At 46.0% G+C, this 23,683-nt stretch carries 20 protein-coding genes, 1 tRNA gene and 1 riboswitch; of the genes, 3 read left to right on the forward strand and 18 right to left on the reverse strand.

Features of this window, described 5'->3' with window-relative positions; translation table 11 throughout:
* Position 1: 1 nt before the first annotated feature.
* A complete protein-coding gene (gene prfC, locus CA267_RS03570) occupies positions 2 to 1,591 on the reverse strand; it encodes a peptide chain release factor 3 (protein WP_075608755.1) in 1,590 nt (529 codons plus the stop codon).
* A gap of 478 nt (positions 1,592 to 2,069) precedes the next feature.
* Positions 2,070 to 3,254 (reverse strand): MFS transporter, encoded by a 1,185-nt coding sequence (locus CA267_RS03575; protein WP_075608754.1) that lies wholly within the window; start codon positions 3,252 to 3,254, stop codon positions 2,070 to 2,072.
* Between the two features lie 117 nt (positions 3,255 to 3,371).
* On the opposite strand from CA267_RS03575, the gene CA267_RS03580 reads away from it, so the two are divergent.
* The gene (locus CA267_RS03580) at positions 3,372 to 4,259 is read left to right on the forward strand and encodes a LysR family transcriptional regulator (protein ID WP_075608753.1); all 888 of its coding nucleotides are present in this window, start codon (positions 3,372 to 3,374) and stop codon (positions 4,257 to 4,259) included.
* A 142-nt stretch (positions 4,260 to 4,401) separates the two neighbouring features.
* On the opposite strand, the gene CA267_RS03585 is transcribed toward CA267_RS03580, so the two are convergent.
* The 10 genes from CA267_RS03585 to CA267_RS03630 form a co-directional block, all read right to left on the reverse strand.
* Positions 4,402 to 5,409, reverse strand: coding sequence for a CobW family GTP-binding protein (locus CA267_RS03585; RefSeq protein ID WP_075608752.1), 1,008 nt, complete (start codon positions 5,407 to 5,409; stop codon positions 4,402 to 4,404).
* 419 nt (positions 5,410 to 5,828) lie between these two features.
* Positions 5,829 to 7,895, reverse strand: a complete 2,067-nt coding sequence (locus CA267_RS03590; RefSeq protein WP_075608751.1) for a hypothetical protein — start codon at positions 7,893 to 7,895, stop codon at positions 5,829 to 5,831.
* Between the two features lie 413 nt (positions 7,896 to 8,308).
* Positions 8,309 to 8,761: a ribosomal protein S18-alanine N-acetyltransferase gene (gene rimI, locus CA267_RS03595; RefSeq protein ID WP_083638356.1), complete on the reverse strand. Its 453-nt coding sequence runs from the start codon at positions 8,759 to 8,761 to the stop codon at positions 8,309 to 8,311.
* Positions 8,758 to 9,309, reverse strand: coding sequence for a hypothetical protein (locus tag CA267_RS03600; protein ID WP_075608749.1), 552 nt, complete (start codon positions 9,307 to 9,309; stop codon positions 8,758 to 8,760). The genes rimI and CA267_RS03600 overlap by 4 nt, the downstream gene beginning before the upstream one ends.
* Before the next feature lie 67 nt (positions 9,310 to 9,376).
* Positions 9,377 to 9,453 (reverse strand) — tRNA-Trp (locus CA267_RS03605).
* A gap of 104 nt (positions 9,454 to 9,557) precedes the next feature.
* Positions 9,558 to 10,373, reverse strand: a complete 816-nt coding sequence (locus tag CA267_RS03610) for a phosphotransferase (RefSeq protein ID WP_075610012.1) — start codon at positions 10,371 to 10,373, stop codon at positions 9,558 to 9,560.
* Complete coding sequence (gene pnuC, locus CA267_RS03615; RefSeq protein WP_075608748.1) at positions 10,351 to 10,968, reverse strand: nicotinamide riboside transporter PnuC; 618 nt, start codon at positions 10,966 to 10,968, stop codon at positions 10,351 to 10,353. The genes CA267_RS03610 and pnuC overlap by 23 nt, the downstream gene beginning before the upstream one ends.
* Positions 10,961 to 11,230 carry a YkoF family thiamine/hydroxymethylpyrimidine-binding protein gene (locus CA267_RS03620; protein ID WP_075608747.1) on the reverse strand — a complete coding sequence of 90 codons (270 nt, stop codon included), beginning with the start codon at positions 11,228 to 11,230 and terminating at the stop codon, positions 10,961 to 10,963. The genes pnuC and CA267_RS03620 overlap by 8 nt, the downstream gene beginning before the upstream one ends.
* 12 nt (positions 11,231 to 11,242) lie before the next feature.
* Positions 11,243 to 13,297, reverse strand: a complete 2,055-nt coding sequence (locus tag CA267_RS03625) for a TonB-dependent receptor (RefSeq protein ID WP_075608746.1) — start codon at positions 13,295 to 13,297, stop codon at positions 11,243 to 11,245.
* A gap of 56 nt (positions 13,298 to 13,353) precedes the next feature.
* A riboswitch (TPP riboswitch) is annotated at positions 13,354 to 13,455 on the reverse strand.
* 129 nt (positions 13,456 to 13,584) lie between these two features.
* Positions 13,585 to 14,238, reverse strand: a complete 654-nt coding sequence (locus CA267_RS03630) for a PEP-CTERM sorting domain-containing protein (protein ID WP_075608745.1) — start codon at positions 14,236 to 14,238, stop codon at positions 13,585 to 13,587.
* 321 nt (positions 14,239 to 14,559) lie between these two features.
* Between CA267_RS03630 and CA267_RS03635 the strand changes: the two genes are divergently transcribed.
* Positions 14,560 to 16,353, forward strand: coding sequence for a helix-turn-helix domain-containing protein (locus tag CA267_RS03635; protein ID WP_075608744.1), 1,794 nt, complete (start codon positions 14,560 to 14,562; stop codon positions 16,351 to 16,353).
* 36 nt (positions 16,354 to 16,389) lie between these two features.
* On the opposite strand, the gene CA267_RS03640 is transcribed toward CA267_RS03635, so the two are convergent.
* Positions 16,390 to 16,806: an acyl-CoA thioesterase gene (locus tag CA267_RS03640; protein WP_075608743.1), complete on the reverse strand. Its 417-nt coding sequence runs from the start codon at positions 16,804 to 16,806 to the stop codon at positions 16,390 to 16,392.
* A 60-nt stretch (positions 16,807 to 16,866) separates the two neighbouring features.
* On the opposite strand from CA267_RS03640, the gene CA267_RS03645 reads away from it, so the two are divergent.
* Positions 16,867 to 18,966, forward strand: a complete 2,100-nt coding sequence (locus CA267_RS03645; RefSeq protein ID WP_075608742.1) for a GNAT family N-acetyltransferase — start codon at positions 16,867 to 16,869, stop codon at positions 18,964 to 18,966.
* A gap of 538 nt (positions 18,967 to 19,504) precedes the next feature.
* Here CA267_RS03645 and CA267_RS03650 read toward each other — a convergent pair.
* The 5 genes from CA267_RS03650 to CA267_RS03670 are packed head-to-tail and all read right to left on the reverse strand — an operon-like array spanning position 19,505 to position 23,683.
* Positions 19,505 to 20,773 (reverse strand): tetratricopeptide repeat protein, encoded by a 1,269-nt coding sequence (locus tag CA267_RS03650; RefSeq protein WP_083638352.1) that lies wholly within the window; start codon positions 20,771 to 20,773, stop codon positions 19,505 to 19,507.
* A gap of 2 nt (positions 20,774 to 20,775) precedes the next feature.
* Entirely contained in the window at positions 20,776 to 21,387 is a 612-nt protein-coding gene (locus CA267_RS03655) for an energy transducer TonB (RefSeq protein ID WP_075608741.1), read from the reverse strand.
* Between the two features lies 1 nt (position 21,388).
* Entirely contained in the window at positions 21,389 to 21,787 is a 399-nt protein-coding gene (locus CA267_RS03660; protein WP_075608740.1) for an ExbD/TolR family protein, read from the reverse strand.
* An 11-nt stretch (positions 21,788 to 21,798) separates the two neighbouring features.
* Complete coding sequence (locus tag CA267_RS03665) at positions 21,799 to 22,323, reverse strand: MotA/TolQ/ExbB proton channel family protein (RefSeq protein WP_075608739.1); 525 nt, start codon at positions 22,321 to 22,323, stop codon at positions 21,799 to 21,801.
* A 1-nt stretch (position 22,324) separates the two neighbouring features.
* Positions 22,325 to 23,683 (reverse strand): MotA/TolQ/ExbB proton channel family protein, encoded by a 1,359-nt coding sequence (locus CA267_RS03670; protein WP_075610010.1) that lies wholly within the window; start codon positions 23,681 to 23,683, stop codon positions 22,325 to 22,327.

Below are 23,683 nucleotides of genomic sequence, written 5' to 3' on the forward strand. Positions count from 1 at the left end.
CTTAATGTTCGCGGGTTTCTTTAAATTCGATGTCTGGATAGCGTTCCTTTGACAACTGCAAATTCACCATTGTCGGTGCGATGTAAGTGAGGTTGTCGCCTCCATCCAATGCCAGATTCTGCTCGGCCTTTCGCCGAAATTCGTCAAGCTTTTTCGCATCTTTACCATACACCCAACGCGCGGTACTGACATTGACATGTTCATACAACGCATCAACATTATATTCAGCTTTTAATCTTGCTACGACCACGTCGAACTGCAGGACGCCCACAGCCCCCACAATTAAATCATTGTTGGCGAGGGGTCTGAAAACTTGCACCGCGCCCTCTTCAGAAAGCTGGATCAAGCCTTTTAACAACTGTTTCTGCTTAAGCGGATCGCGCAGACGGATGCGCTTGAATAGTTCCGGCGCGAAGTTCGGAATGCCGGTAAAGCGGAAATTATCGCCTGAAGTGAAGGTGTCACCTATTCTGATGGTGCCATGATTATGCAAACCTATTATATCGCCGGCGTAAGCCTCTTCAAGCAACGAGCGATCGCCAGCGAGAAAGGTTACTGCATCTGAAATGCGTACATCTTTGCCGATGCGGGTATGGCGCATTTTCATGCCTTTTTCATACCTGCCTGACACTATCCGGCAGAAGGCCACTCTGTCGCGATGCTTAGGATCCATATTAGCTTGAATTTTAAACACAAAACCGCTGAAATTAGGCTCGCTGGCTTTAACTGGACCATCTTCTGTCTCGCGTCCTAAAGGCGCAGGTGCCCATTCAACCAGGCCATCCAGCATATGATCTACACCAAAGTTGCCCAGTGCAGTTCCAAAGAAAACCGGGGTAAGTTCGCCGGCTAAAAACAATTCGCGATCAAATTCGTGAGAAGCCCCCATTACCAGTTCCAGTTCCTCTCGTAACTGATCAGCCAAAGAAGCGCCAATGGCTTTTTCCAGCTCAGGATTATCCAGCCCTTTAATAACGCGAACGTCCTGAATGGTATGGCCCTGCCCCGATTTATATAAAATCGTTTCATCGCGTAAAATGTGATAAACACCTTTAAACCCTTTACCGCTCCCAATGGGCCAGGATACGGGCGCACAAGCGATTTTAAGCTCGGTTTCCACCTCATCCATTACTTCCATCGGATCTCGAATGTCGCGGTCGAGTTTATTCATAAAGGTAATAATGGGCGTATCACGAAGGCGTGTAACTTCCATCAGTTTGCGGGTACGGGCTTCTACCCCTTTGGCGGCATCAATTACCATCAAACAGGAATCCACCGCTGTCAGGGTGCGATATGTATCTTCAGAAAAATCTTCGTGACCGGGAGTATCGAGCAGGTTGACCAAGTGGTCTTTGTAAGGGAATTGCATTACTGATGTGGTAACAGAAATACCCCGTTCTTTCTCCATTTCCATCCAGTCAGACTTAGCATGTTGACCGGACTTTTTACCCTTTACCGTACCGGCTCTTTGCAAAGCACGTCCGAATAACAATACTTTTTCAGTAATGGTAGTTTTACCCGCATCAGGGTGAGAGATGATAGCAAAGGTCCTTCGCTTGTTGATTTCACTAAGAAAATCTTGGTTTGCCATGTATAAATTCTTTTCGTTTGTACACGGATTTGCACATACTTTTGGAAGTACTCTCTTTTCAGTTCTTCGCTTGTCAAATCCGTCGAGTTAATCGTAATGGGCCGCTATTTTCGCTGATCCCGGCGTTATAAACAATCAATGGTTGGGAAATCGGCTACCATTACCTCTCCGCCAGCGCCAATGGCTAACTGTAACGGTGTGCGACATTGCTTCTTCAGCTTACGAGCAACTGTGGCTAAACTTCAGATTCCTTTAATATTTCAGCCTGTACTCTACAAATAAAAAGGTAGGGCATCAACAACCCCGGTTAGATAGTTATCATGAATGCCAGAATCTGACTGACACTTTAGTCATTTGATGAGGGTATTGGTGAGCCAGGCCCACAACGTAAAGCGGCGCTTATCTGGAACGCCAAACGACGTCCCAGTATCTCACTGAAGTCGCGCCCTGGGGTTATCAAGTGGTAGCTGATAGAGCGTTAGACGACCGCCGGGGCACGCGCTTCATTTCGATTGTCAAGATAGCCGCTGTAGCGGGTTGCCAGCAACGCAGCCACAGAGATAAGCGCACCTACCCAGGCGGTGTCTTGCAGTGTCATGTTCTCGACAATTGCGCCGCCAAGTACAGCGCCCAAAGCAATACCAATATTGAACGCGGCAATGTTCAAGCCCGAGGCCACATCTACGGCATTTGGGGTGAATGTTTCGGCTAGTTTGACTACATAAACTTGCAAACCCGGCACATTACCAAAGGCAAAGGCGCCCCAAATTAACACAGTGATCACCGCCCCCGCTTTGGAACCCAAAGTGAAAGTTAAGGCAAATAAAACCACAGCTAAGGCAGTAAAAATAATGGTTAACGCGGTGACCGGGCCTTTTTTATCCGCCAGCTTGCCACCATAAATATTACCAATTGCAACCGACACGCCGTACACCAGCATAATGAGACTGATTGCCGAAGGTGCAAAGCCAGTTTCTTGTTGTAAAATTGGTGCAAGGTAGGTAAAAGCGGTGAATGTGCCGCCATAACCTAAAATCGTCATCAAATAAACCAGCACCAGGCGTGGTTGAACTAACACCTGCAGTTGCTCTTTAAGCTGCGCTGGCTTACTTTGCTTTAAGTTGTTTGGGACCAAAATGGCACTACCAATCAGGGCGATGATGCCCAGCGCCGAAACTACTAAAAACGTGGCACGCCAGCCAAAGTGTTGGCCAATCCACGTGCCCAGCGGCACACCTGTTACTAAGGCCACAGTTAAGCCGGTGAAGATAATGGCAATAGCGCTAGCTTCTTTTTCTTTGCTTACCAATCCGGTAGCAATGGTAGAACCAATGGAAAAAAATACCCCGTGAGCCAAACCCGTTAAGATACGAGCAATGATCAGGCTTTCGTAGCCAGGCGCTTGCCACGCTAAAAGGTTACCTCCAATAAACAGTGCCATCAGACTAAGCAGAACATGTTTACGATTCCATCGTCCAGTCACGGCGGTAAGTACTGGCGCGCCCACCGCCACACCTATGGCATAAAGGCTAACCAATAAACCTGCACTGGGTAGTGTCACATTCAGATCTTGAGCAATGGTTGGCACTAAGCCAACAATCACAAATTCCGTGGTGCCAATAGCAAAGGCACTCAGGGTTAACGCGAGTAGCGCAATAGGCATTGTGGTTCCTCTGTAAAGTAAAGATTAAAAACAATGGCGCTATTGTGTGAGTAAAGTCATTTGCAATAAATGGCAATAGTGACAAAATACTTTTGCGAAAAATGAAAAGGTTAACCTATGCCTGTTAATTCAAAAACTGAAGATCTCGAAGCTTTTTTGACGGTGGTCGATACCGGCGGCTTTTCCGCTGCGGCCAATTTACTTGATCAACAAGTAGCGAAAATATCTAGAGCGGTAACCCGTTTAGAACGGACATTGAACGTTACCCTGCTCAACCGCACTACGAGACGGTTGGAACTCACTGAAGAAGGTGTACTTTTTTTAAGCTTTGCCCGCGATGGCTTAAATATGCTGGAAAAAGGCGAAGAGGCGCTACGTGTATTGAGCCGCAAGCCCTCAGGCATATTGCGAGTGGACGCCGCAAGCCCGTTTGTACTTCATCAGCTCACACCTCTGATTGGAGAATTTTGCCGTGCGTATCCAGATATTATCTTAGAGCTGACCAGCCATGACAGCATCATTGACCTGCTTGAACACAAAACTGACATCGCCATTCGAATTGGGGAGCTAAGCGATTCTAACTTGCACGCGCGCCGGTTAGGCCATAGCAAACTTCTCATTGTTGCCAGTCCAGAATACCTGGCGCAAAACAACCTCGCAGACAACATTGAAACCTTGCACAACCAGCGATTGATAGGCTTTAGCGATGCTCCGCACTTAAACAATTGGCCGCTAGAAAACCCACAAAAGCTGCGCTTTTCAATTTACGCCTCAAGCGGTGAAACAGTTCGCCAGCTGTGTACTGCCGGACAAGGATTGGCGCTGTTATCACACTTTATGATAAAAGAAGATCTCAAGTCGGGCCATTTAGTGAGTGTGCTCAATAAGCATATTTTAAGCCCTAATCGTCGCGAGTCGGTGCAGGCGGTGTACTATCGAAACAGCGCAGTTTCATCGCGTATTTCTGTGTTTTTAAACTTCATTGAGCCGCGCCTGCAATTGTAATTACAAAAGAAGAATCCGCCGCTTTTTCATTTGTTAAATAATAAACTCTTTATAGACCTTGCGATATTGGTGAACGGCGTACGCTTGGCGAGGTGCCGGCCACCGGCCAAGTAAAACTAATGCGCATTAATGTGTAACAAGCCTATTGATCTGCTATACAACTCAATAGCTGCGTTTCCCACTCATCAGTTACCGTTGCGGCTATAATTTCGATGCGACTTTCCACACAGTCATCTAACTCTACTTGTGATAACGCGTCCGCTGTTAAATTGTAACCGTAGACGCCATCGATCGTAATAAAGACGGCTTTCATCCGCTCTACATGTAATCCGCTAAAAAAATTAGAAAGCTTGCTTCGATCAAAGGTTTTAGCAGGTGAGAAACGCCAGCCGATACTTTTATATCCTTCGCCCTCGTTAACAGCTTTAAGATATCCTGATGCGGGAAACGGCGCAGCGTTAATACCAGGTGAGTCATCTGAACGATTGTGAAAGTGATGATGAGTATGCACAACAGTAGCCGAAGGGCGCTGCAACCACGCCAAATTAAAGACACCTTGTTGAGCAAAAATAATTTTGGCATCTGCACTAGCGTGCACTTTTGCGTATTCCTGAAGGCGGAATTTACCTTCCTGTGCGTATAAGTCCTGTTTGTTTCCCACGATAACATCGGCAATGGCGATTTGCTGGTTAAAGGTGGCGTGAGTGGTATAACGGGTATCACATAGCTTGCGAGCGTCTACCAGCGTAATAACACTTTGGATCGATAATACGCTGCGATAGTGTTCAGCCGAAAGCACCTGCAGTACTTCAACAGGATGACCCAGCCCGGCCGGTTCAATTAGCAAGCGATGAGGCCTGGCCTGAGAAAGTAACTGGTTAAGTGCAATCTGCATAGGTAAACCCGCCGCGCAACACATACAGCCGCCCGGAACTTCACGGATAAAAATTCCATTTTCAGGTGTTTGCTGGCCTGCCAATAAACTACCATCAACGCCAATTTCGCCGAATTCATTAACTAACACCGCCCACCTTTCTTCAGCGGGTTTATGTTTGAGCATATTTAAAATTGCAGAAGACTTTCCTACACCCAAAAAGCCGGTAATGATATTGGTAGGAACAGCTGTTATTCTCACAGCGCTTGATCGCATTGGTTAACCTTAAGGCAGTTTTAATTAATTTTGTTGTTCACGCGTCATAACTTCAGTAGCTATAACATGCTTAGACGCTTCCGAACTACTAACTGCGAGCTATAAAAGCCGCTTTTAAGTGGTGTAGAAATGATACCTTATAACATATCACAGCCATTGCAAAGCTGAGATATTAAATTTGAAAGGAGCTAGGCGGGTAATTTGTAAGATGGTACATTCTGGGAGGATCGCTTCAAAGTAAAGCGTTTGAAGGCAGGCTTTTCATCGCCTTTGCAGCACGAATGCAGCAATAGAACTGTAGAACAGAAAATCATGGCTCTGGGACGGGTGATTCCCTCTGACTCCGTTCAAAGAAGATAATTTACCCGCGAATGTATACAAGAATAAGCACCACCGCGAAGGTGGTGCTTTGTAGACGTTTACTTGGTTTGGCCGAGGGCGCGCATCATATCCATAGTCGCGCGATACACCGGCGCATCAGCTTCATTCTGCATCTGCGTTTCTTTTACACCTAATGAATTCACGGCACTGGCCAGTACATAATAAGACTGCTGGCAGCTGGAAGGAATTCCGACACCACTGATGCCATGGGCGTTAATAAACAAGCCACCGTTCTCTTCCCGCCACATGTCAAATAGTACCTGATAGATATCGTACATCGCTGTGTTTTTCAGAACCCGGTAATTCGTTGCCGTTGCCGCACTGAGGTTGTGTCCACCTGCATAGGCAATTACTGGTAACCCATAGCTTTGCGAAATTTCCGAAACCTGTCTGACGGTGTAACGCAAACCCGGGGCTTCTGAATCATCACCAAAACGTCCGCTCCCATTAATATAATCTATCGCTTCAGCAATGAAAGTATCACTGTTGCCATCATCAAACGCGGTGGCCGATGTGTTAGTAAGTTGAACGTCCATCGCCAATGCATCGATTGCCAGCGCTGGTAAGCCAGCATCTTCCTCATTAACATAAACCGGAGCCGTTAACAGTGCGCTGTAGTACGCTTCAGCGTCTCTGGCATAACGGGAATTGCCGCCTAGCACCACTGCGATTCGATTCTGCTGCTTGCCCCATACGCTTTTAAATATTGCAGCAACTTCCAGAGTACGGGCAGCCTGCCAATTTAACACCAACATATCTTCGGTGATACGAGCATCAGAATAAGCTGTCGTTTCTCCAATAACAACATTTGGCCACCGCGCCTTCGCCTGATTAAGCGCATAATCTCGTCCGAGAATGTTCGGATATGTCATCTTATTAATTTCGTCGCCCAATTCCAGGTAAATCGCTCTGTTGGCGCTGAGGTTATTGAGCATCAACGTGGCTAAAGCCTGAACGTATTCGTCATCTGCCGCTAGCGGAATGTTTAACCAAAGATGAGATTCGCTTTTATTAGCCAGTTCAGCAATAACCTCATAGGGCGCACCGTGATCGCCGCTCCATTTTGCGTCGTTTAGCTGAGTGCGCTTTGCCCAAGCCGCTTGACCGGTTAACGCTGCTTGTTCCCCATTAGCATTTGGATAAGCGTACAGTAACGCGTTACCTACTAACTTGGTTGGACGTATCACCTTTGATGGCTTCAGGTAATCCAGATACGCTTTGTTAAAAGTCTCACCTTCTACAGCCGAAGGACGGCGCAGAGTGATGTTTCGAATATAGTTATCGGTTCCCAACGGATCGGTGTCCGTTATTTCGATGGTAATTTCGCCGTCGCCGTAATAGTCCAGTAACAGCTGATTGTCGCTTTGTTCGAGCACGGTGGCATTAGTTACATTAATGTTTCCTTGCCCTTGAAAAGTGAGGGTATACACTCCTGCTTCATAAGCATCCCGCACTTTTGATGTCATCACGCTGGTGCGAAAGCTGTCTGCAATCGAGCCATCTCGTAATGTCATCGACGTAGGCCAACCTTGCTCATCAACAACCACATCTTCCAACGATGTGGTAAACCACACGCCCTGTTTTGTATAAATCCAGCTATGCGAATTTGAAGCGGTATTTACGTCTTTAACGCCTGCTGTTTTCATCAGGTCGTTTAGCATCCACGCAGTCATACTGCTATCGATGGCGGTGATTTCACTCCCCAGCGAAAATTGCGCAGGTTGCGGTACGGCGGTTTCCACTAAAGTTGCAGGCACGTCGTCGACCACATAAGGGTTTCTGGCTTCTTCCTCTTCTTCTTTAGAAAGATCAACATCGACGATACCGCCACTTTCCTGTGGCGGAAGCTCAGGTTCCGCTAAATCGGCTGGCGTCTCGTCAATTTCGAAAGGATTGCTGACTTCCTCTTCCTCGTCTTGAGAAAGATCGACATCGGTAACGTTTTCGTTTTCTTGTGGTTGTTCAATTTGCGTCGCGTCCGTGGTCGGTTGAACGATAGTTTTAGAAGGAGTCACTCCAGCGGAAGAGTCCGATCCACCTGAACCGCAAGCAGTTAACTGAGAGACAACAAAAAGGGCAAAAACTGGAGCAAGAAAATCTTTCATTACGACTACTACACACTCTTAAAATGACAGATTTTTTGTATTGCTAAAGGAAGAAATACAAAAGATGAACAACGGGTGGAAGAGTGCCCGAATCATCCTTGGTAAACAATGCCCAGCCCTTTAAATACGCGGGTTTTAGGGTATCTATAAAAATACGGGGGTATCCGGTAATGAGCAAAAAGTGTACTTTTTGGGTGGTTTAGCGCCCCTGCGTATTTTAAAAAATACCCAATGGTCTATTTTTCGTTGTGCAGATGAAAAGGTCGGTAGAGAAACGAGATCTTGCGCAAATAACATTATTCGATTCTATGAAATGCCTTATAAGGTAAATGAGCAAGACGCCGCTATGAATTTTAAGCAACTTAAATGTAGTAAACTAAGATTGGCTAGCGCTGAAGTGGGATCAATCGGACTTAGGGGTTGAGCAACGCTCGCATGATGATGGCATCTTCAGTGCCATCCGCGGTAGGGTAATAACCTTTTCGAATTTCTTGCGTGACAAAGCCGAAATCACTATATAACGACAGCGCTGCCTTATTGCCCGAGCGTACCTCCAGCCAGATACTTGCCATATTGTGTTCTTTACTGTGAGTAACAACTTGTTTTAGTAGCGCTGTCCCCACTCCCCTGCGCTGATGATCTTTATCGATTGCGATATCCATTAACGTTGCTTCATCAGCAACCAGTAAAAGCAGAGCGTAGCCGATGACACTGCCTTCCAGTGTAGCAACATAGGCACAATATGGCGCGTGGCTACAATCCTCAAACGTATTGAATGACCAGTGCCGGTAAACTGCGGCTTTATGAATTGCGTAGGCGGCGTGAAGTTGCTCGGGCATCATCAAAGAGACATTTACAGCTGTCATTCTGCCTGGTCACCTAGCTGGCAGATTTTTTGCCACAGCAAACGTTTGTCTTGCGGGGTAAGCTTATCGGGTAACGCCGTCAGCACGATTTGATTGGCTTTGACACGTAACGCGCTGCCGGTAAACCACTGTAACGGCATGTCCTGAAGCTTATCATTGAGAGTTCGAATTACCTGCTCAACATCTTTACAGAAAGCGGCGTATTGCTGTTTCTGAACCTGGGTAAACGCTAGTTCAGAGGCCGCTGCGGGCACATTTTCCTTGGCAGGACGATTTTTTAACGTCGGTTGCGAAGCTGCATCTGAATGTTCTGAACCTGCTAAAGCCGAACGTAGGCCAGCTAAACGTTGAGCACTGGTTTGCCGCGGTTTATCTTGCTGGGAAATAGGTTGACCAGGAGGAGTCAGGTTAACAGGATGCTTTTGATCTTGGGAAAGTTCAGATGTTGTTTGAAGCAAGCTAGTGTCACGTTTATCTTGAGATTCCCAAACACAAATGCCCATTTGTTGAAGGACAGCGATTTGATATTGAGATAATAAACCTGACATAACGCCTAATCAAAAAAACATTGTTTAACTATAGCGTACATAACATAAAGCGCAGACACAAGAAAAGTGGCAGGGGTGGAGGGACTCGAACCCCCAACCATCGGTTTTGGAGACCGCTGTTCTACCAATTCGAACTACACCCCTAATGCGCTGTGCATTATACGTATGACTTTTAAAAGGTAAAGCACTTTTGCTCTTAGTCAGCCTGTTTGCTCACCCTTTGTACAAAAGCTGTCAAGTTTCCGCAGTTACATTACAACAGGCGGCTCAATCGCTTTCCCTCTGCTTTTACCGAGTGCCGCCTGCCATAGTCTGTTAGTTACCTTCACCACTTGTGTTTGTAGCTTATAATGCTGAAAAACAACTTCAGACGGTATCTCACTGGCTTGAGCGTAGTGCTGGCAAAGCATGGATGATTCCGCTTCGGAAAACTCATTAACGGCACAACAACTTGCTAAATCGAAGTAACGGTTACCCATTGCGCCGTACTCCCAATCTACAATAACGGGACCGGATACGTTTAATATGTGCCCCCAGGATAGATCGTTATGACAAAGGGTAAGCACGTCATCATCATTGAAATCTAAGTGTAAAGATTCATGCAATGCATGGGCTTCGTGAACTAATGGATCAACCGACGCTAAACCCGCACTTTCGATATAGTGATCCCAGCGGCGTGTAAGCTCAAGCGGCTGAGCGGTAATAGGCTGGCGATGAATTGTGCTTAATATATTGGCAAGCACCTGTACCTTGTCGCGGTTGTCCTGGCTAATTGATAGATTAGGTTCAACCCACTCCTCTACCCATAGTCTGCCATCGTCACTTAACCATAATGGTTCGGGAGCGATGTGGCGATGGGCCAACTGCTCCTGCAAAACAAACTGGTGTAGCCGATTGATGCCGCTGAACACATCATCTCCAACCCATTTGACGGCAAATGTTCTGTCGCCGTCATGTAACCGATAAACTTTATTTATTGCACCGCTTTGCAGCGTGCTCATTGAGGCCTCGTCGGACAACGCCAACACGGGGGTAAGTAACTTAATTAAAGACTCTTGTTGCATGTTGCACTTTCCATTGCTGCTGCCATTGGTAGTATCCGTAAACAGAGAAAACGACATATCCGGCAAATAAACATGCAGAAAGTAGCAAACCACTTTGTGCATACAAATACGCCGACGCAATGTTTATAAAAAACCAATACAACCAATTTTGCAACACTTTATGTGCAACCATGAACGTGGTGACCACGCTTAGCACTTGGATACTGGCATCTAGCCACAGGTGATCGCTGTTAAATTGACCTTCTGCCAGCCTGGACAACCCCCATGCCAACAGCAGCAAAGCCGGAACAATAAACAAGTGATACCACCAAGGCCAGTTATGTAATGGTCGTGATTCACTGCGGTCCTTGCCCCAATGATAATAGCCATAACCGGCCATTATCATATAAAAAACGTTCAGTGCCGCCTGAAACGGTAACGTAACCTGCCAAAACAACCAGGTGTAGATTGCCGTGCTTAAAAAAGCGCACAACCAGCACCACGCGTTTTGCCGCGCAGCCAACCATACGTATCCCAGTGCAAGAATGACTGCCATCCATTCAAGCAAGGAAGTAGCCGCAAGTTGTGCAATAAATGCATCAGCGGGATTATTCATCCTCGTCCTTGCGCGCTTGCATGGCATCAAAATTTAGAAATTTAGCAACAAAGATAGCCTGCCCCACCGCTTCGTGGGTAGCCTGCATTTCTTTGCCTAAAATCGTCATTACGTTTTGATAATCACCGGATATTTGTGTGCTGGTCGAGCAAGTTGTCACCTGTATATCGTCGTAACTGTTCAGTCGATGGATAAACGCTTTTATTGGCGCTACAAATTCATTTACTAACGGGTATAAAGAAATTTCAACCATTACCTGCATAAGCTTTACTCCTTAAAATTGATATTTAACTGTGATGCCGTACTGTCTGCCGTCACCTAACTGATAATAGGATTCTGCAATACCATCCCATTGACGAGGATCATTCTCGAAGCTAAAGCCGCGTGTATAATAGGTGCGATCAAAGGCGTTATTTACCCAAAGCGTGGCAGTCCAGGCATCTAACAGCCAGCTTATTTCACTATTAACTAACGTTGTAGAAGGAGAAGCCAACGCGTTCCCGTCGGAAAAACGGAAACTGTCTTTATAATCCACATCGACCCGCCATACCCAATCCGGTGCCACCCAAAGCTCGCTGAAGATATTGGCAGTATACGACGGCGCCTGGGCCTGCTCACGTTTATCAACTTGCTCGCCTTTCGCATTGGTATAACTTTCAAAGGTAGCATCGAGATAACCCAGGCTTCCTTGAAGCTGCCACACTTGTGTGGCCTGCCAGCCGAGTTCAAGTTCAATGCCGCGGTTGGTGCCGATTTGCGCGTTGCCAATGATATCAATGAACCCTTCAGAACCATCCTCGCGTTTCACTATCTGATAATCGCTTATCTGGGTGTCTTCCCGGTCCATATGAAAAACGGCAGCCCGCAAAGTAAGATCAGGCGTAAAAACGTGCCCCTTATAGCCAACTTCATAGTTCCAATTGAACTCCGCATCGTAAAAACGCTGACCTGTTGGCAGGCGGCTATCGGGATTAATCCCTGCGCCTTTATATCCCCGAGAAATGCTGCCGTACCAGAAATGTCTTCCCTGAACGTAGTTGAGCGCCAGTTTTCCGCCAGTCATATCGCTATCGTAAGCGTTTTCTATACCGTCGCTGTCAACATAGTCAAAGGCATAATTTTCGATGCGTACTCCGGCTAAAAGCGACAAACCCTCACTCAACTGTGTTTGGGTATCAAAATACACAGCTTTGGTTGTGGGTTGATAAGTGCTGTTAAAGGGCGATTCCAGATACGTGTACTGACGCAGTAGATCTTCTTCAGATTCCTTATAAAATGCGCCCACCAGCCACTGGGTTCTACCGGAAAATAAAGCAGCCTGCGGACTTGAGGTGAATCGTATTTCAGCCGTACTGGTTGCGACGTCTCTGAAATAACTGTCAACTGATACATAAGTTTCAGGATGAAATTCTGGATATGTCCAGTCTTCGTCGTAACCATATGCGATATCGTGAGAGGCGTGAGTGAGAATGACCGCCAAGTCGCCTGCGTAGGTTTGTGTTTGGCTTTTAAGGCTAACGGCGTTGGTGCGTTGTGTATCGTAACCAGGGGCATCGGAGCGTGTGTTACGATTATTTTCCAGAGAAAAAACGTCATAACCGTTATCAATATCGTACCAGCGGTAATTAATAGCCAGTGACGAGTCCGCGGAAACATCCCAGTTCACCGCCAAACGTGCAGCTGATTCATCAATGTTGTCAGTATCTTCCCGGTTAAGGTAAGTGTTGTTGACAAAACCATCACTTTTATTCTGCATGACTGCAGCACGATAGTTAACATTTTCTGTAATGCTGTCGCCGTGAGCCGCTTCTATCCGATAGGTGTCTTTATTCCCTAAACGAAACAGCGCGTAGCCTGAAGGGTCCGCAGCAGGCTGGCGGCTAACCACTTTTACGGCGCCAGCCAGTGCTCCGGTACCAAAAAGCGTCGCTTGCGGACCGCGATATACCTCAACCTGCTGGGTATCAAATAATACCCCCGCAGCAGCAAGACCAGAAAAATCGAATTCATCAACTAAAAAGCTCACCGACGGATTAATAGGTTCTGCAAACTGGCTGCGTTCTCCAATCCCCCGGATTTGAATAAAGCGCCCGCGCGATGCTCCGGTAGAAAAATTTACGTTCGGAGCAATATTTAGCATGCTGTCAATATGATCGGCTTGTCTGCTGGCCAGGCGAGCCTCTCCTACTACCGACGCACTGGTACTAAGCTGGTCCAGCGTAGCCTGACGAAAATCGCCGGTTACGGTAATGCGTTCTAAGTCCGCTTCCTGAGCAACGGCGCTGAACGATAAGCAAAATAAGGAAAGTGAAATAACGTTTTTGTTCATCTGGATCTCTTGACTGTTTCAGTTAAAAGATCCGGCTTTACGGCAGGTGAATTGGCTGTTTAATGAGACACCATCCCTACGCCGGTATTATCCGGATCAGGTTTAAGGGTTCCCATTTACATAGATCTCAGCCAGTTACGGCACCCCTTGGTTGCGCTGAAAACCGTAGTAATCAGCAAGGGCAGAGTCTATCAGGATAAGGTAATTCGTCAAGATGATTGAGTTAGCACAAAAGAAAACGCCCGCTAAAGTGACGTGCGGGCGAAATAGTGGTCTTACGACCCATTTTACTGGCGTCTAGTGCGCCATCCAATTAATCCTATTCCGAAAAGTGCTAGTGCCATGGCGGTGGGTTCACTTACTTCCGAAATAGAAACGCCTTTGAAGCTCACATTCATGTCACCACAGCCATTCCGGTTGTCACAATCGTTGATAAAAATTACATCAGTGATGTTACCTGATGTAAATTCACCTAGCATAATGGAGAACGTCTGCCATGTGCCCGAATTGGTGTAGTTAAAATCCTGGAGTCCAAAGGTCTGCGTACCCGCTAGTTCAAAGGTACGAGAACTGTCGTTATCCTGAACAGATTTGGAATAGTCCGCTAACCAGATACCCGCAATTTCTGAATATGCGGAATCAGAGGCGCCCTTCATTTTGAAATCAAAGTTCAGGACATAATCATTTTGGTCTTTAATTGGATTCAGTGCAGAAATACCAAATGCATCGGCAAGGTTTACCCCAACCCACGTATTTTCAGTTAAAGATAAAACTTCTCCTGCCGCGCCCGACGTAAAATAATTGCCATGATTTTGCGTTGAATGAGCGGTTAGAGAAATTGCGTCAAAGTTAAACGGTGAGGTCTGGATGACATCTGCGTTAACAGAAGTCGCCGCTAACAAAGAAGCCATAATGGCTGTGGCTTTAATGCTTTTTCTCATTTTTTCATCCTTAGCAGTATTACTACAATTAATGATACTATCGTGCATTATGCGTTTGGCGCCCTTAATCAATAAGATCCGAGGCGTTCCGTCCTTGCTGCACGAAAAGTTTGCCGTTAAATAATCGGCTTATTTTTACCGGCCAACTTTAGATGTATGGTAAGGAATGGGCGGGAAAGGAAAAAGGACACTTTTGGTTTTAAAATGGGACACTTTCGATTTCAGCGAGCAACTGGGTCGGTGACTGCTTACAAACGCTTAAAAGTTTACGCAAATCAGCTTGCGGTATGATGAATAATAAATTCCAGGCAAGGAGCGAATGTGCAATATAAAGGGCTATTTTGGTCTGCTATTCTACGATCTCTACTCAGCTTACGCCGTGATATCGGGCTGAGCGACAATGGTGATGACCAGGTACTCAGTAACTTGAGTGATATCGAGCAGGGTCAGTTTGAAGACAGTTATCTAAACGCATTGCTCACTCAGCTTTGTCCTGTGGATCAGCGGACATGTATCGGCAAGTCACTGATAGGCTATTTTGACTTTAATAAAATGGGCAATTTAGTGGTCTTGCTCACTGCCTGCAAAAATATTGAAGATGCACTATCCATTCTTTCCGTTCACTATCGCGATCTTTTTGACGCAAATAGCCAATTTGAAATTGCCGATGGAACGAGCGATTCCCTTCTAATATCGTGGCGCGAACCGGGCGTTGGATTAATGGCCCAAATACAGATTTATTTTCTGTTTACTTTGTTCAGACATTTAGCTGGGCGACAGTTTGATTTTGCCCAAATGTCCGCTCCTGCTAATCCTGCATCTTCCCCTGCTTCCCTGCTCGCCCCCCTAAGTCAAGCGGCGATATTACCCGATGATCAGATTAAGCTGCTGTTGGATAAAAAGTGGTTAACTCAACCTTCTTTTTACTATAGCGCGCAGATGAAAAAGATGCTGGAAGCCACTCTTGCGGCACCGGAGACTGCACCTTTAAAACAACAAATCCGGAATGCGTTCCTGCAAGCCTCCAGCCCTGCCAGGATCCGAGCGGAATGGGTTGCCTCTCAACTAGGCCAGACAGAATCTGCTTTTCGCCGGCAGTTGCGGCAGGAAAACATTTCTTTTAGCGCGCTTCTCAAAGATTATATTCATGATAAGTCGTGCCAGTACTTAATCGCTGGCGAAAAAACAGAAGACACCGCGCATTTGTTAGGGTTTTCCGACCGACGATCTTTTGAAAGGAGTTTCAAGGAACACGCCGGGATTAGCGCAGGCCAGGTTCGGCAACTGGGCAGCAGAATGCGCTTTCAACGAGGTAACAGCAATTTACTTGATGTGGTGGAAAATCTGCCGCCACTACCGGCAACAATTCAATCGTTACTTGCTCTTGATGATGAACAGATGACGCTTCCCCGTGTGGTGGAATTGGTTGAACGGGACCCCATTTTTCAGGCCCATATTATGAGTAAGGCCAGCCGTGCTATCTACGGCTTGGCGCCACAAACGCTGGAACAGGCAATAGGCAGAAATCTGGGCCTTGGCAACATTAAACATCTCGCTGTTATTTTTGCTGCGCAGCAGTTACTTACCACTCAATGTCGGTTCAGTAATATTCAGCAGTTGACGGACGCGATGCTACTCAGTCAGACGATATTTTCTAAGCTATACAGCTTTGCCGGTGTTCCCGAAGACGACAAGGAAATTGTGCGTCAGTTGATTCTTTTCGGCCTGTTGTCACTATTTCTGGTCTTTCATGAAGACTGTGTTATTGCAGATGGCGCTTTGACTTTATGGGAACAGTCGCAATCTCTAACGCAGTTCAATACGGCACTTTATGATGAATTCGGACTGTGTCTGTATGGTGCAACATCACTGATGCTGTTGCGCTGGGGCTTTAAAAACGAGGTTAATCAGCAGCTTTGGAAACTCTGCCAGATGAACAGTCTTCCCTCTTCAGATTTAGTGCATGAGCGTATTTTAGTTAGTCATAATGTGGCGTTTACCGCAATGGTGTTTACCAATGCGGCAAATAGTGAACAACGTTATCCTCAACTGTCGCCAGCAGAGTTAGACACAGTAGATGAAATACTGGCCTTATGGAAAGCACCCGCCACGTAATACTCATCCGCTTTCACGTGTGCTCACTCAGAGTGATCAGTTGCTCAGGTTCAGGTTCTTGATTTCCAGCTCAGTTTGCTCTTTCAAACCTTCAAGGGTTTTGCCGTGAGGGGTGGGCTGGCGGGTTTCTGGATCGACCTTAACAAAAACAATATCATCAGCCAGACAGATGGTTTTCTTTGTTGCTTTATTGCGCACTAAGCAACTAACAGTAATTGAACTTCTTCCCACTTTTTTGGTTTCTAAACCAAATTCAACTATGTCTCCTTGCATCGCAGGCGATTCAAAATTAATTTCACCGATGTGTTTGGTTACCAGGCAATTTGTTTCTAACTGGCAAATGGCATAGATGGCTGATTCTTCATCAATCCATTCCAGCGCTCTTCCACCAAAGAGTGAATCGGCATAGTTGAGATCATTGGGCATTACCAGTCGGCGTGACAAAAAACGCATTCGTATTCCTTATTGCAAATCGTTACACTTAAAGCGCTATTATAATGTAATTTAGCGACTATGACTGTTAATAAGGTAACTGAATGGCTTAACCGGTCATTTACAGAACGTGCATACAAAGCGTGTCACCGACAACTATTGCTCATCAGCGGTAATAGCGACATGTGTTATGAAGATGCGAAAGCGGCGTTGAGCGGCTGCGCCGTTTCCGCTTTTCAAATTGCGTGGCTTGGCGAAAAAGGTCATCCGGCGTTTATCAATCGCCCGATCCGTTTATTCAAACAGATGCTTGGACGAGAGTTTGATATAGCCGTTTATGATGCACACGAAGCCTTACGCCCTAGTGCGCTATTGGCCTTGAGTGGTACGGTTCGTCAAGGCGGCACGCTAATCATATTATGCCCCGCGTTTGAGCTGTGGCCGGAACATTGTTCGGTTACCACCCCGCATTATCTAAGCTACGGATACAACCTCTCGCATAGTGCCTATATCTCTTATTTAATAAGCCAGTTTACCGCCGATCGCCGGGTGGCAATATGGACAAAAACGCAGCTTCACTTGCCCATTGCTACTACTTCTGACTCGTCTACCGGGGTAGCAAAATTTAAGTCAATTGATCAATCTCACTGCTATAAACAGCTGCTCACCTACTTTCGAGGTAAACAATCTTGTTCGCATGTGGTACTAACCGCTCCGCGCGGGAGAGGTAAATCAAGCGTCATTGGTATTGCGTTAAACACGCTTATTCGTCACGGTCAGCGGGTGCATGTCACCAGCCCTGTTCACCAGTCCGTAAATACACTTTTTGATAAATTAGAGAATACCGAGACCACTCGGGTCGCCGAAAAACATATCCTCCATTCTTCTAGTGGCGGCTATGTGAAATGGGTTGCCAGTGACAACCCCGAATTATTTGAAGCTGATTCAACACATATTGTCATTGATGAGGCATCATCACTGCCGTTACCAATACTGGAAAAATTTCTCCATTCGGGGAAATCCTGCATATTTAGTACAACGACTTTTGGCTACGAAGGCTCGGGGCAAGGGTTCATCAATCGCTTTGTCAGACGTCTTACCGCTAACAACCAAGCACTGCATTTAATAATGTCAACGCCTATCCGCTGGTACGCCAACGATCCAGTTGAAAGTCGATTAAACAGTTCGATGTTGTTTCAATCTGGTGTAGAAAATTCAGAAGATCTTCCCGCCACAAACAATTTCACTGTATCTTCAGGTCAGCTTTCTGAGTTACCGGTTGATGTCATGAAGCAGGCACTAGCGCTTTTGGATGCAGCACATTATCAAACCAGTCCTGATGACATGATGCGTTTAGTCGATGCGCCAGATAATTTATGTTTCATCATGAAAATCGACGAGCGAGTAGTAGGAGCAGCGATAATTAACGCAGAAGGCGGGCCCTTGCTCGAGAGCGTGGCTGAAGACATTGCTAACGGGAAACGTCGTGTTAAAGGACATTTAAGCGCACAAGCGCTTTCTCTTTTCTATGCAATACCCGCATTAGCGATACACCGCTACTGGCGAATCAATCGAATTGCTATCAGTGCAAATCTGCAAAGAAGTGGTCTTGGCACAGCCATTATAAATCAGGTACTGAATGCAGCTACGGCCGAAAATATCGATATTCTTACCAGCTCATTCGGTTTGACGTCATCTCTCGATTTGTTTTGGAAAAGCAACGGGTTCCGTACCCTTAAAATTGGCGCTAAACAAGATAAATCCAGTGGTGCAAGCAGCGCCTTAGTGGGCAGAAGCCTAACCGCGAATGGAAAAGATGCTCTTAGTTTGGTACTGCAACTGCGCGCTGCAGAGGAGACATTAGTAAGCGATTACCCGGTTCCAACAATCTCTCCCAGCTACTCGGCTAACCATACTAGTTCGCAGTCTCTTCATACCAGTCGGCTCGCTGAGTTTGCTGCTGGTTCACGAAGTATTCATCACCTGGGAGCAAGTCTCCATTGGCTCGTTCTCTCTTGCCGTTTGCGAGAGCTTCCGCCCTTCACAATTGTTGAGGATTATTTAAATCAAGAGGCAGGGTTAAGCGAGCTTCTCACGAAGTACAAGTTGACGGGTAAAGCTGCATTAGTTGCAGAGTTAAGAAAGAATGTGGCTAGCTATATACAAAGGATTTCAGTTTAACCCCTTTCCGCCTTGCAGAAGGCTGCATAAGCCATTTTTCTACCACTTTACCGCTATATACCTGTTTCTAACTGAAAGTCATAAGATATTTCTGTTGTTTAACACTAATCCGCAATGGTGTGTGCTCACTCACCGAAATAACTATTCGACCTTGAGAAGCGAATTTCGTAAAGATTTTACGGACTAAATCGAATGCGATTGGCGCAGCTCAGAAGCCGCGCCTTCTGCCCACACCTTGCCGGTCGCACCTCGCCGGCCGCACCTGGCCGGCAACACCCATAGAGAGATAGAGCAACCCATCAATGTGCGTGAGTATAAACCCCGCTTTGAGCGAATAGCCGCAGCATTCGTGCTATGAGGGTTTCTGCGGGATAGTCGCTCCCATTTGATCTATAACAAACATAGGAAAACAGGTAAATAAAACTGCATATAGATATTTCGCAGGTTTATGAATGAAAGCAAATTACCTCGATAGCATGTATACCGCAGAAAATATAAAAAAAGCTCCTAAAAAGGAGCTTTTTTGAAATCAAGACTATTAAATGTCAATACCGCGGTTTTTCGCCTTTTCTTTAATATAAGGCTCCCAAGCTACGGCATTTCGACGTACGGAATTATCTTTCTTAGCTTCCTGAACGTGTTTCCAAGCGCTTTTATAATTACCTGCATAAAAATTCGCTTCCATGAGAGAGAAGTGAATTTTCGCTGGATCTTCAGCACCTCGTTCCAGAGCTTGATTTAATGCCGCTATCGCACCTTTATAATCTTCAGTAACCAAAAGCAGCGTACCCTGTTTCTGATAATGCTCAGGATCAGAACTTTCCTTCGCAGCCATACCATAGTAATTCGCTGCAATCTTATAGTTCTTAGCCTGGTGGAAAGTATTAGCTACGTTAGCTAGCATTTCCTCATCTTTCTTCAACAGACCCGACTTCATATGCTTTTCAAGCAATTGACCGGCTTTGTACGGAATACCATTTGTTGCATACAGCTGGGCAAGCGTTTTAATCTGAGTATCTTTTTCAAGATAACCTTGATTATAAGCCAGCTCCATAGTGGCTAAAGCATTTTTATAATCTTCAACCAACATGTAGAACAAGCCTAGCTGTGTCCACCAGGTTTTGTTCTCCGGAAACGTATTAACAAGCGTTTCAGCTACTTTAACGGTTTCCGGATACATTTTGCGTTCGTAGTAAGATTGCAACTTCAGAACATAGGGATTCTTGTTCGGCTTCTCGTACAACGCGATCGCTTTATCTGCAGGTTCAATAATCTTATCAAGCTCTTTCATTTCAAAGTAAGCTTGAGCCATACGTGTATAAACGTCTGCATCTTCTTTACAAGTAAAGTCCATCCAGCTGTTATACCACTTTATAGCTTCAGGATAATTTTGCTCCTGCATGCTTAGATCGCCCAGCAGCTTCAACGTCTGAGAATGCTCAGTGTCGTTTAATACTTTAGGCTCTACAGCATCGCGCAAATATTCCATTGCTTTAGCGCCCTGGCCTTCCTTTGCAGCCATCAAGTTGCCAATGAAACGCCCGACATACGCTTTATCAAATTCATCAGACGTATCCACGTCCATCAGAATCTGAAGTGCTTCGTCGACGCGATCTTCATTGTAAGCTTCAAATGCCTTTTGAACCTTTTTACCTGCGCGCTCGCCGACCAACGTGGTTTTACCCTTTTCGTACCCAGGACAAACTACCGGCGCAGAAGACTGCGCAAGAGCTACAGGTACGGAGAGAAACGAACCAACGCCTACTACCAAAGCAAGTGCTGACATTTTGAATTGACGTTTCATCATGATCATTGCTCCAGTTTAAAGTCTAGCTGCACAAACATATCTGTTTGCTTGACTGCTTTCCCATCAACAATTTTCGGCTTGTATTTCCACTTGCTCAGCGCACGACGCGCTTCACGGTCAAATACACGCTTAGGGTCAGCATCAAGAACTTCAATATCATCGACACCTCCCACTTCGTTAATAGTAAAAGATAATCTAACCCAACCTTCACGTCCATCACGGGCCGCTTCAGGAGGATATTTTGGATCAATACGAACGATAGGCGTAGCTTCACCATCACGTTGCATTGCGCCAACAGCACCAATGTTTACACCTACTCCCCCAGTATCAATTTGAGGAATGCTCAGGCTAAAGCCATCAGCATTTGGGTCGGCTGCTTCTGGCTCAACCTGCTGCATTTTAGGCGGCTGTTGAGGCGGAGGCGGTGGCGGCGGTGGCGTACGAGTACGAGTCTGCGTAGTGTCCTCGGGCTCCTGCATTACGATGTCAATAACAGGTGCTGCTGGCACTTCGTCTGCCGGTCTGGCTGAGTTTTCTATTAACTTGGCCATCAATACGAACAGTGCGAATGCTACTACTGCACCTAATAATATAGATACGATAAATCGTGCCATCTTAACCCCTTGCTGCTACCGAAATGCGATCAACACCTGCAGCTTTAACCTGGTCCATGACTTCTACTACTCGACCATGTTTGGCTTTAATGTCAGCCTGAATGATCACATAATCAGTAGGCTGTTCCGTTAACAATCGCTCTAAATTTGCTCTAACGCTGTCGGGCGCTACCTCACGTTTATCCAGCCACACATTTCCATCTTCAGTAATTGCGATGAATATATTGGCATTTTTGTGAAGGAACGCCTGGCTCGCGTCGGGCTTAATGACTTCAACACCCGCTTCCTTAACGAAAACCGTGGTAACGATGAAGAAAATAAGCATGATAAACACGATATCCAACATGGGCGTCATGTCAATCGCAGCATCTTCCTCTTCGGTTCTGACTTTTCGAGCCATAATATATCTCTCTAATGATGTGGCAAGCTATCAACCAACCCTTCTTTAGCCATCTTGACTTTTGCTTCAAGACGAGAACTAATGAAGAGGCCTGACAGCGCAGCAACCATTCCAGCCATAGTAGGGATAGTTGCCATCGAAATACCAGCAGCCATTAAACGCGCGTTGCTGGTACCCTGAGTTGCCATTGTCTCGAACACTGTAATCATTCCCGTAACTGTTCCTAAAAGACCAATTAACGGACACATTGCAACCAATGTGCGTATGATCAACATCCTGGCGTCTAGATCATCTGACGCCTGAGAAATCCATGTTTCACGGATTCTATGCGCATACCATGAGGTAGTGTCTGTACGGTCATCCCAGTTTCTGATGATAGTTTTCTTCACCTTGGGAAAAACCGTTTTCAAATACCAGTAGCGCTCAATCATTAACATCCACATAAGAAAGAGCGCGGCAGCGACGAAATATAAAACATCACCGCCGGTAGCGATAAACTCCCTGACAGATTCCCATAATCCAATCAGGTATATCATATTAGACTCTCTCCGCCTCTGAATGAGCTGCAATGATACCAGCTGTTTGCTCATCCAAAATGTGAACGATAGATTTGCTGCGTGAAGCCACGATGCTATGAGTCAGAATCAGAGGCAATGCTGCAATAATACCCTGAGCAGTTGTTACCAAAGCCATTGAGATACTACCTGCCATCATACGAGGGTCACCAGTACCGAACAATGTAATTGTCTGGAACGTTTCAATCATCCCCAGTACCGTACCTAACAGACCAAGTAGAGGCGCGATTGCTGCGAAAATCTTAATAACGTTAATGCCACTTTCTATTGAAGGTAATTCTTTAAGAATCGCTTCATCCAGCTTAAGTTCAAGGTTTTCTGCATCAGCAGTTTTATTTTCTTGATAAACCTTCAAGATACGTCCAAGTGGATTACTAGAAGAAGGATTACCAGGATTCTTCAGCTGAGATCGAATCTTGCTACCTGTGATCGTTAACGTAATCAACTTATACACGCCAATGAGAAGGCCGATAATCAGCATAACAGTGATGGTATAACCCACTGCGCCACCTGCGTGATAACGCTCCATCATCGTTGCTTTTTGCTTCAACAGCCCAAGAATTGCGCCTTGAGAAGGATCCGTATAGAAAGGAACAAAACCGGATGTTGCCTCAACCAAATCTTCTGCAGAGCCAACTAACGGGCCATCAGGCTGACGACCTAAAGGCTGAACGAGTTCATTTTCTGCATCATAGGTTAAATAACCATCTTCACCAACCAGGTTGAAGGTACCAACACGAACCACTTCTTGTTCAGAGCTGCCACCATCCAAGTTTACAACCTGTGTGGTAAAACGAACAACCTGGCCTGATTCGGTCATTTCAGTTTGTAGTGTGAACCACAAATCTTCCAGTTCCTGAATGTTAGGCAGACCTTTTGATTCTTCTGACATTTCAGCCAGGAAGTCGTCGCGTCCTGGATACTGGGCACTAACAATTGAGGTTGAAATGCGACCATAGGCTTCAGAAGCAGCTTGACGAACCACACCAAACATTTCACCTAATGTACCGGTGGCGGATTCTAGCTCAGCCGCCTTTTCGTTCAGGGTAGTTTCGTTATTACCAAATTGCTGCTGTAAACGTTCGCCACGATTCTGTTCTGCTGTAAGATCAGATTGCGCTTTCTTTAATAATGCTTGTTTATCTGCACGAGCAGACTGGAACTCAGCTTCACGCTGTTGGTTAATACGTGCTTCAGAAACACGATTTTCCTTAACCTGCTCCAATAGGTCCTGCAGGCTTGCTGCTTCCTGTGCATGCGCACCGGTTGCAAAGACCGCCAGTGTTGCAGCGGCTACAAGAGATTTGAATACTGGTTTCAT

It is taken from the genome of Alteromonas pelagimontana, assembly GCF_002499975.2.
Classification (GTDB): domain Bacteria; phylum Pseudomonadota; class Gammaproteobacteria; order Enterobacterales; family Alteromonadaceae; genus Alteromonas; species Alteromonas pelagimontana.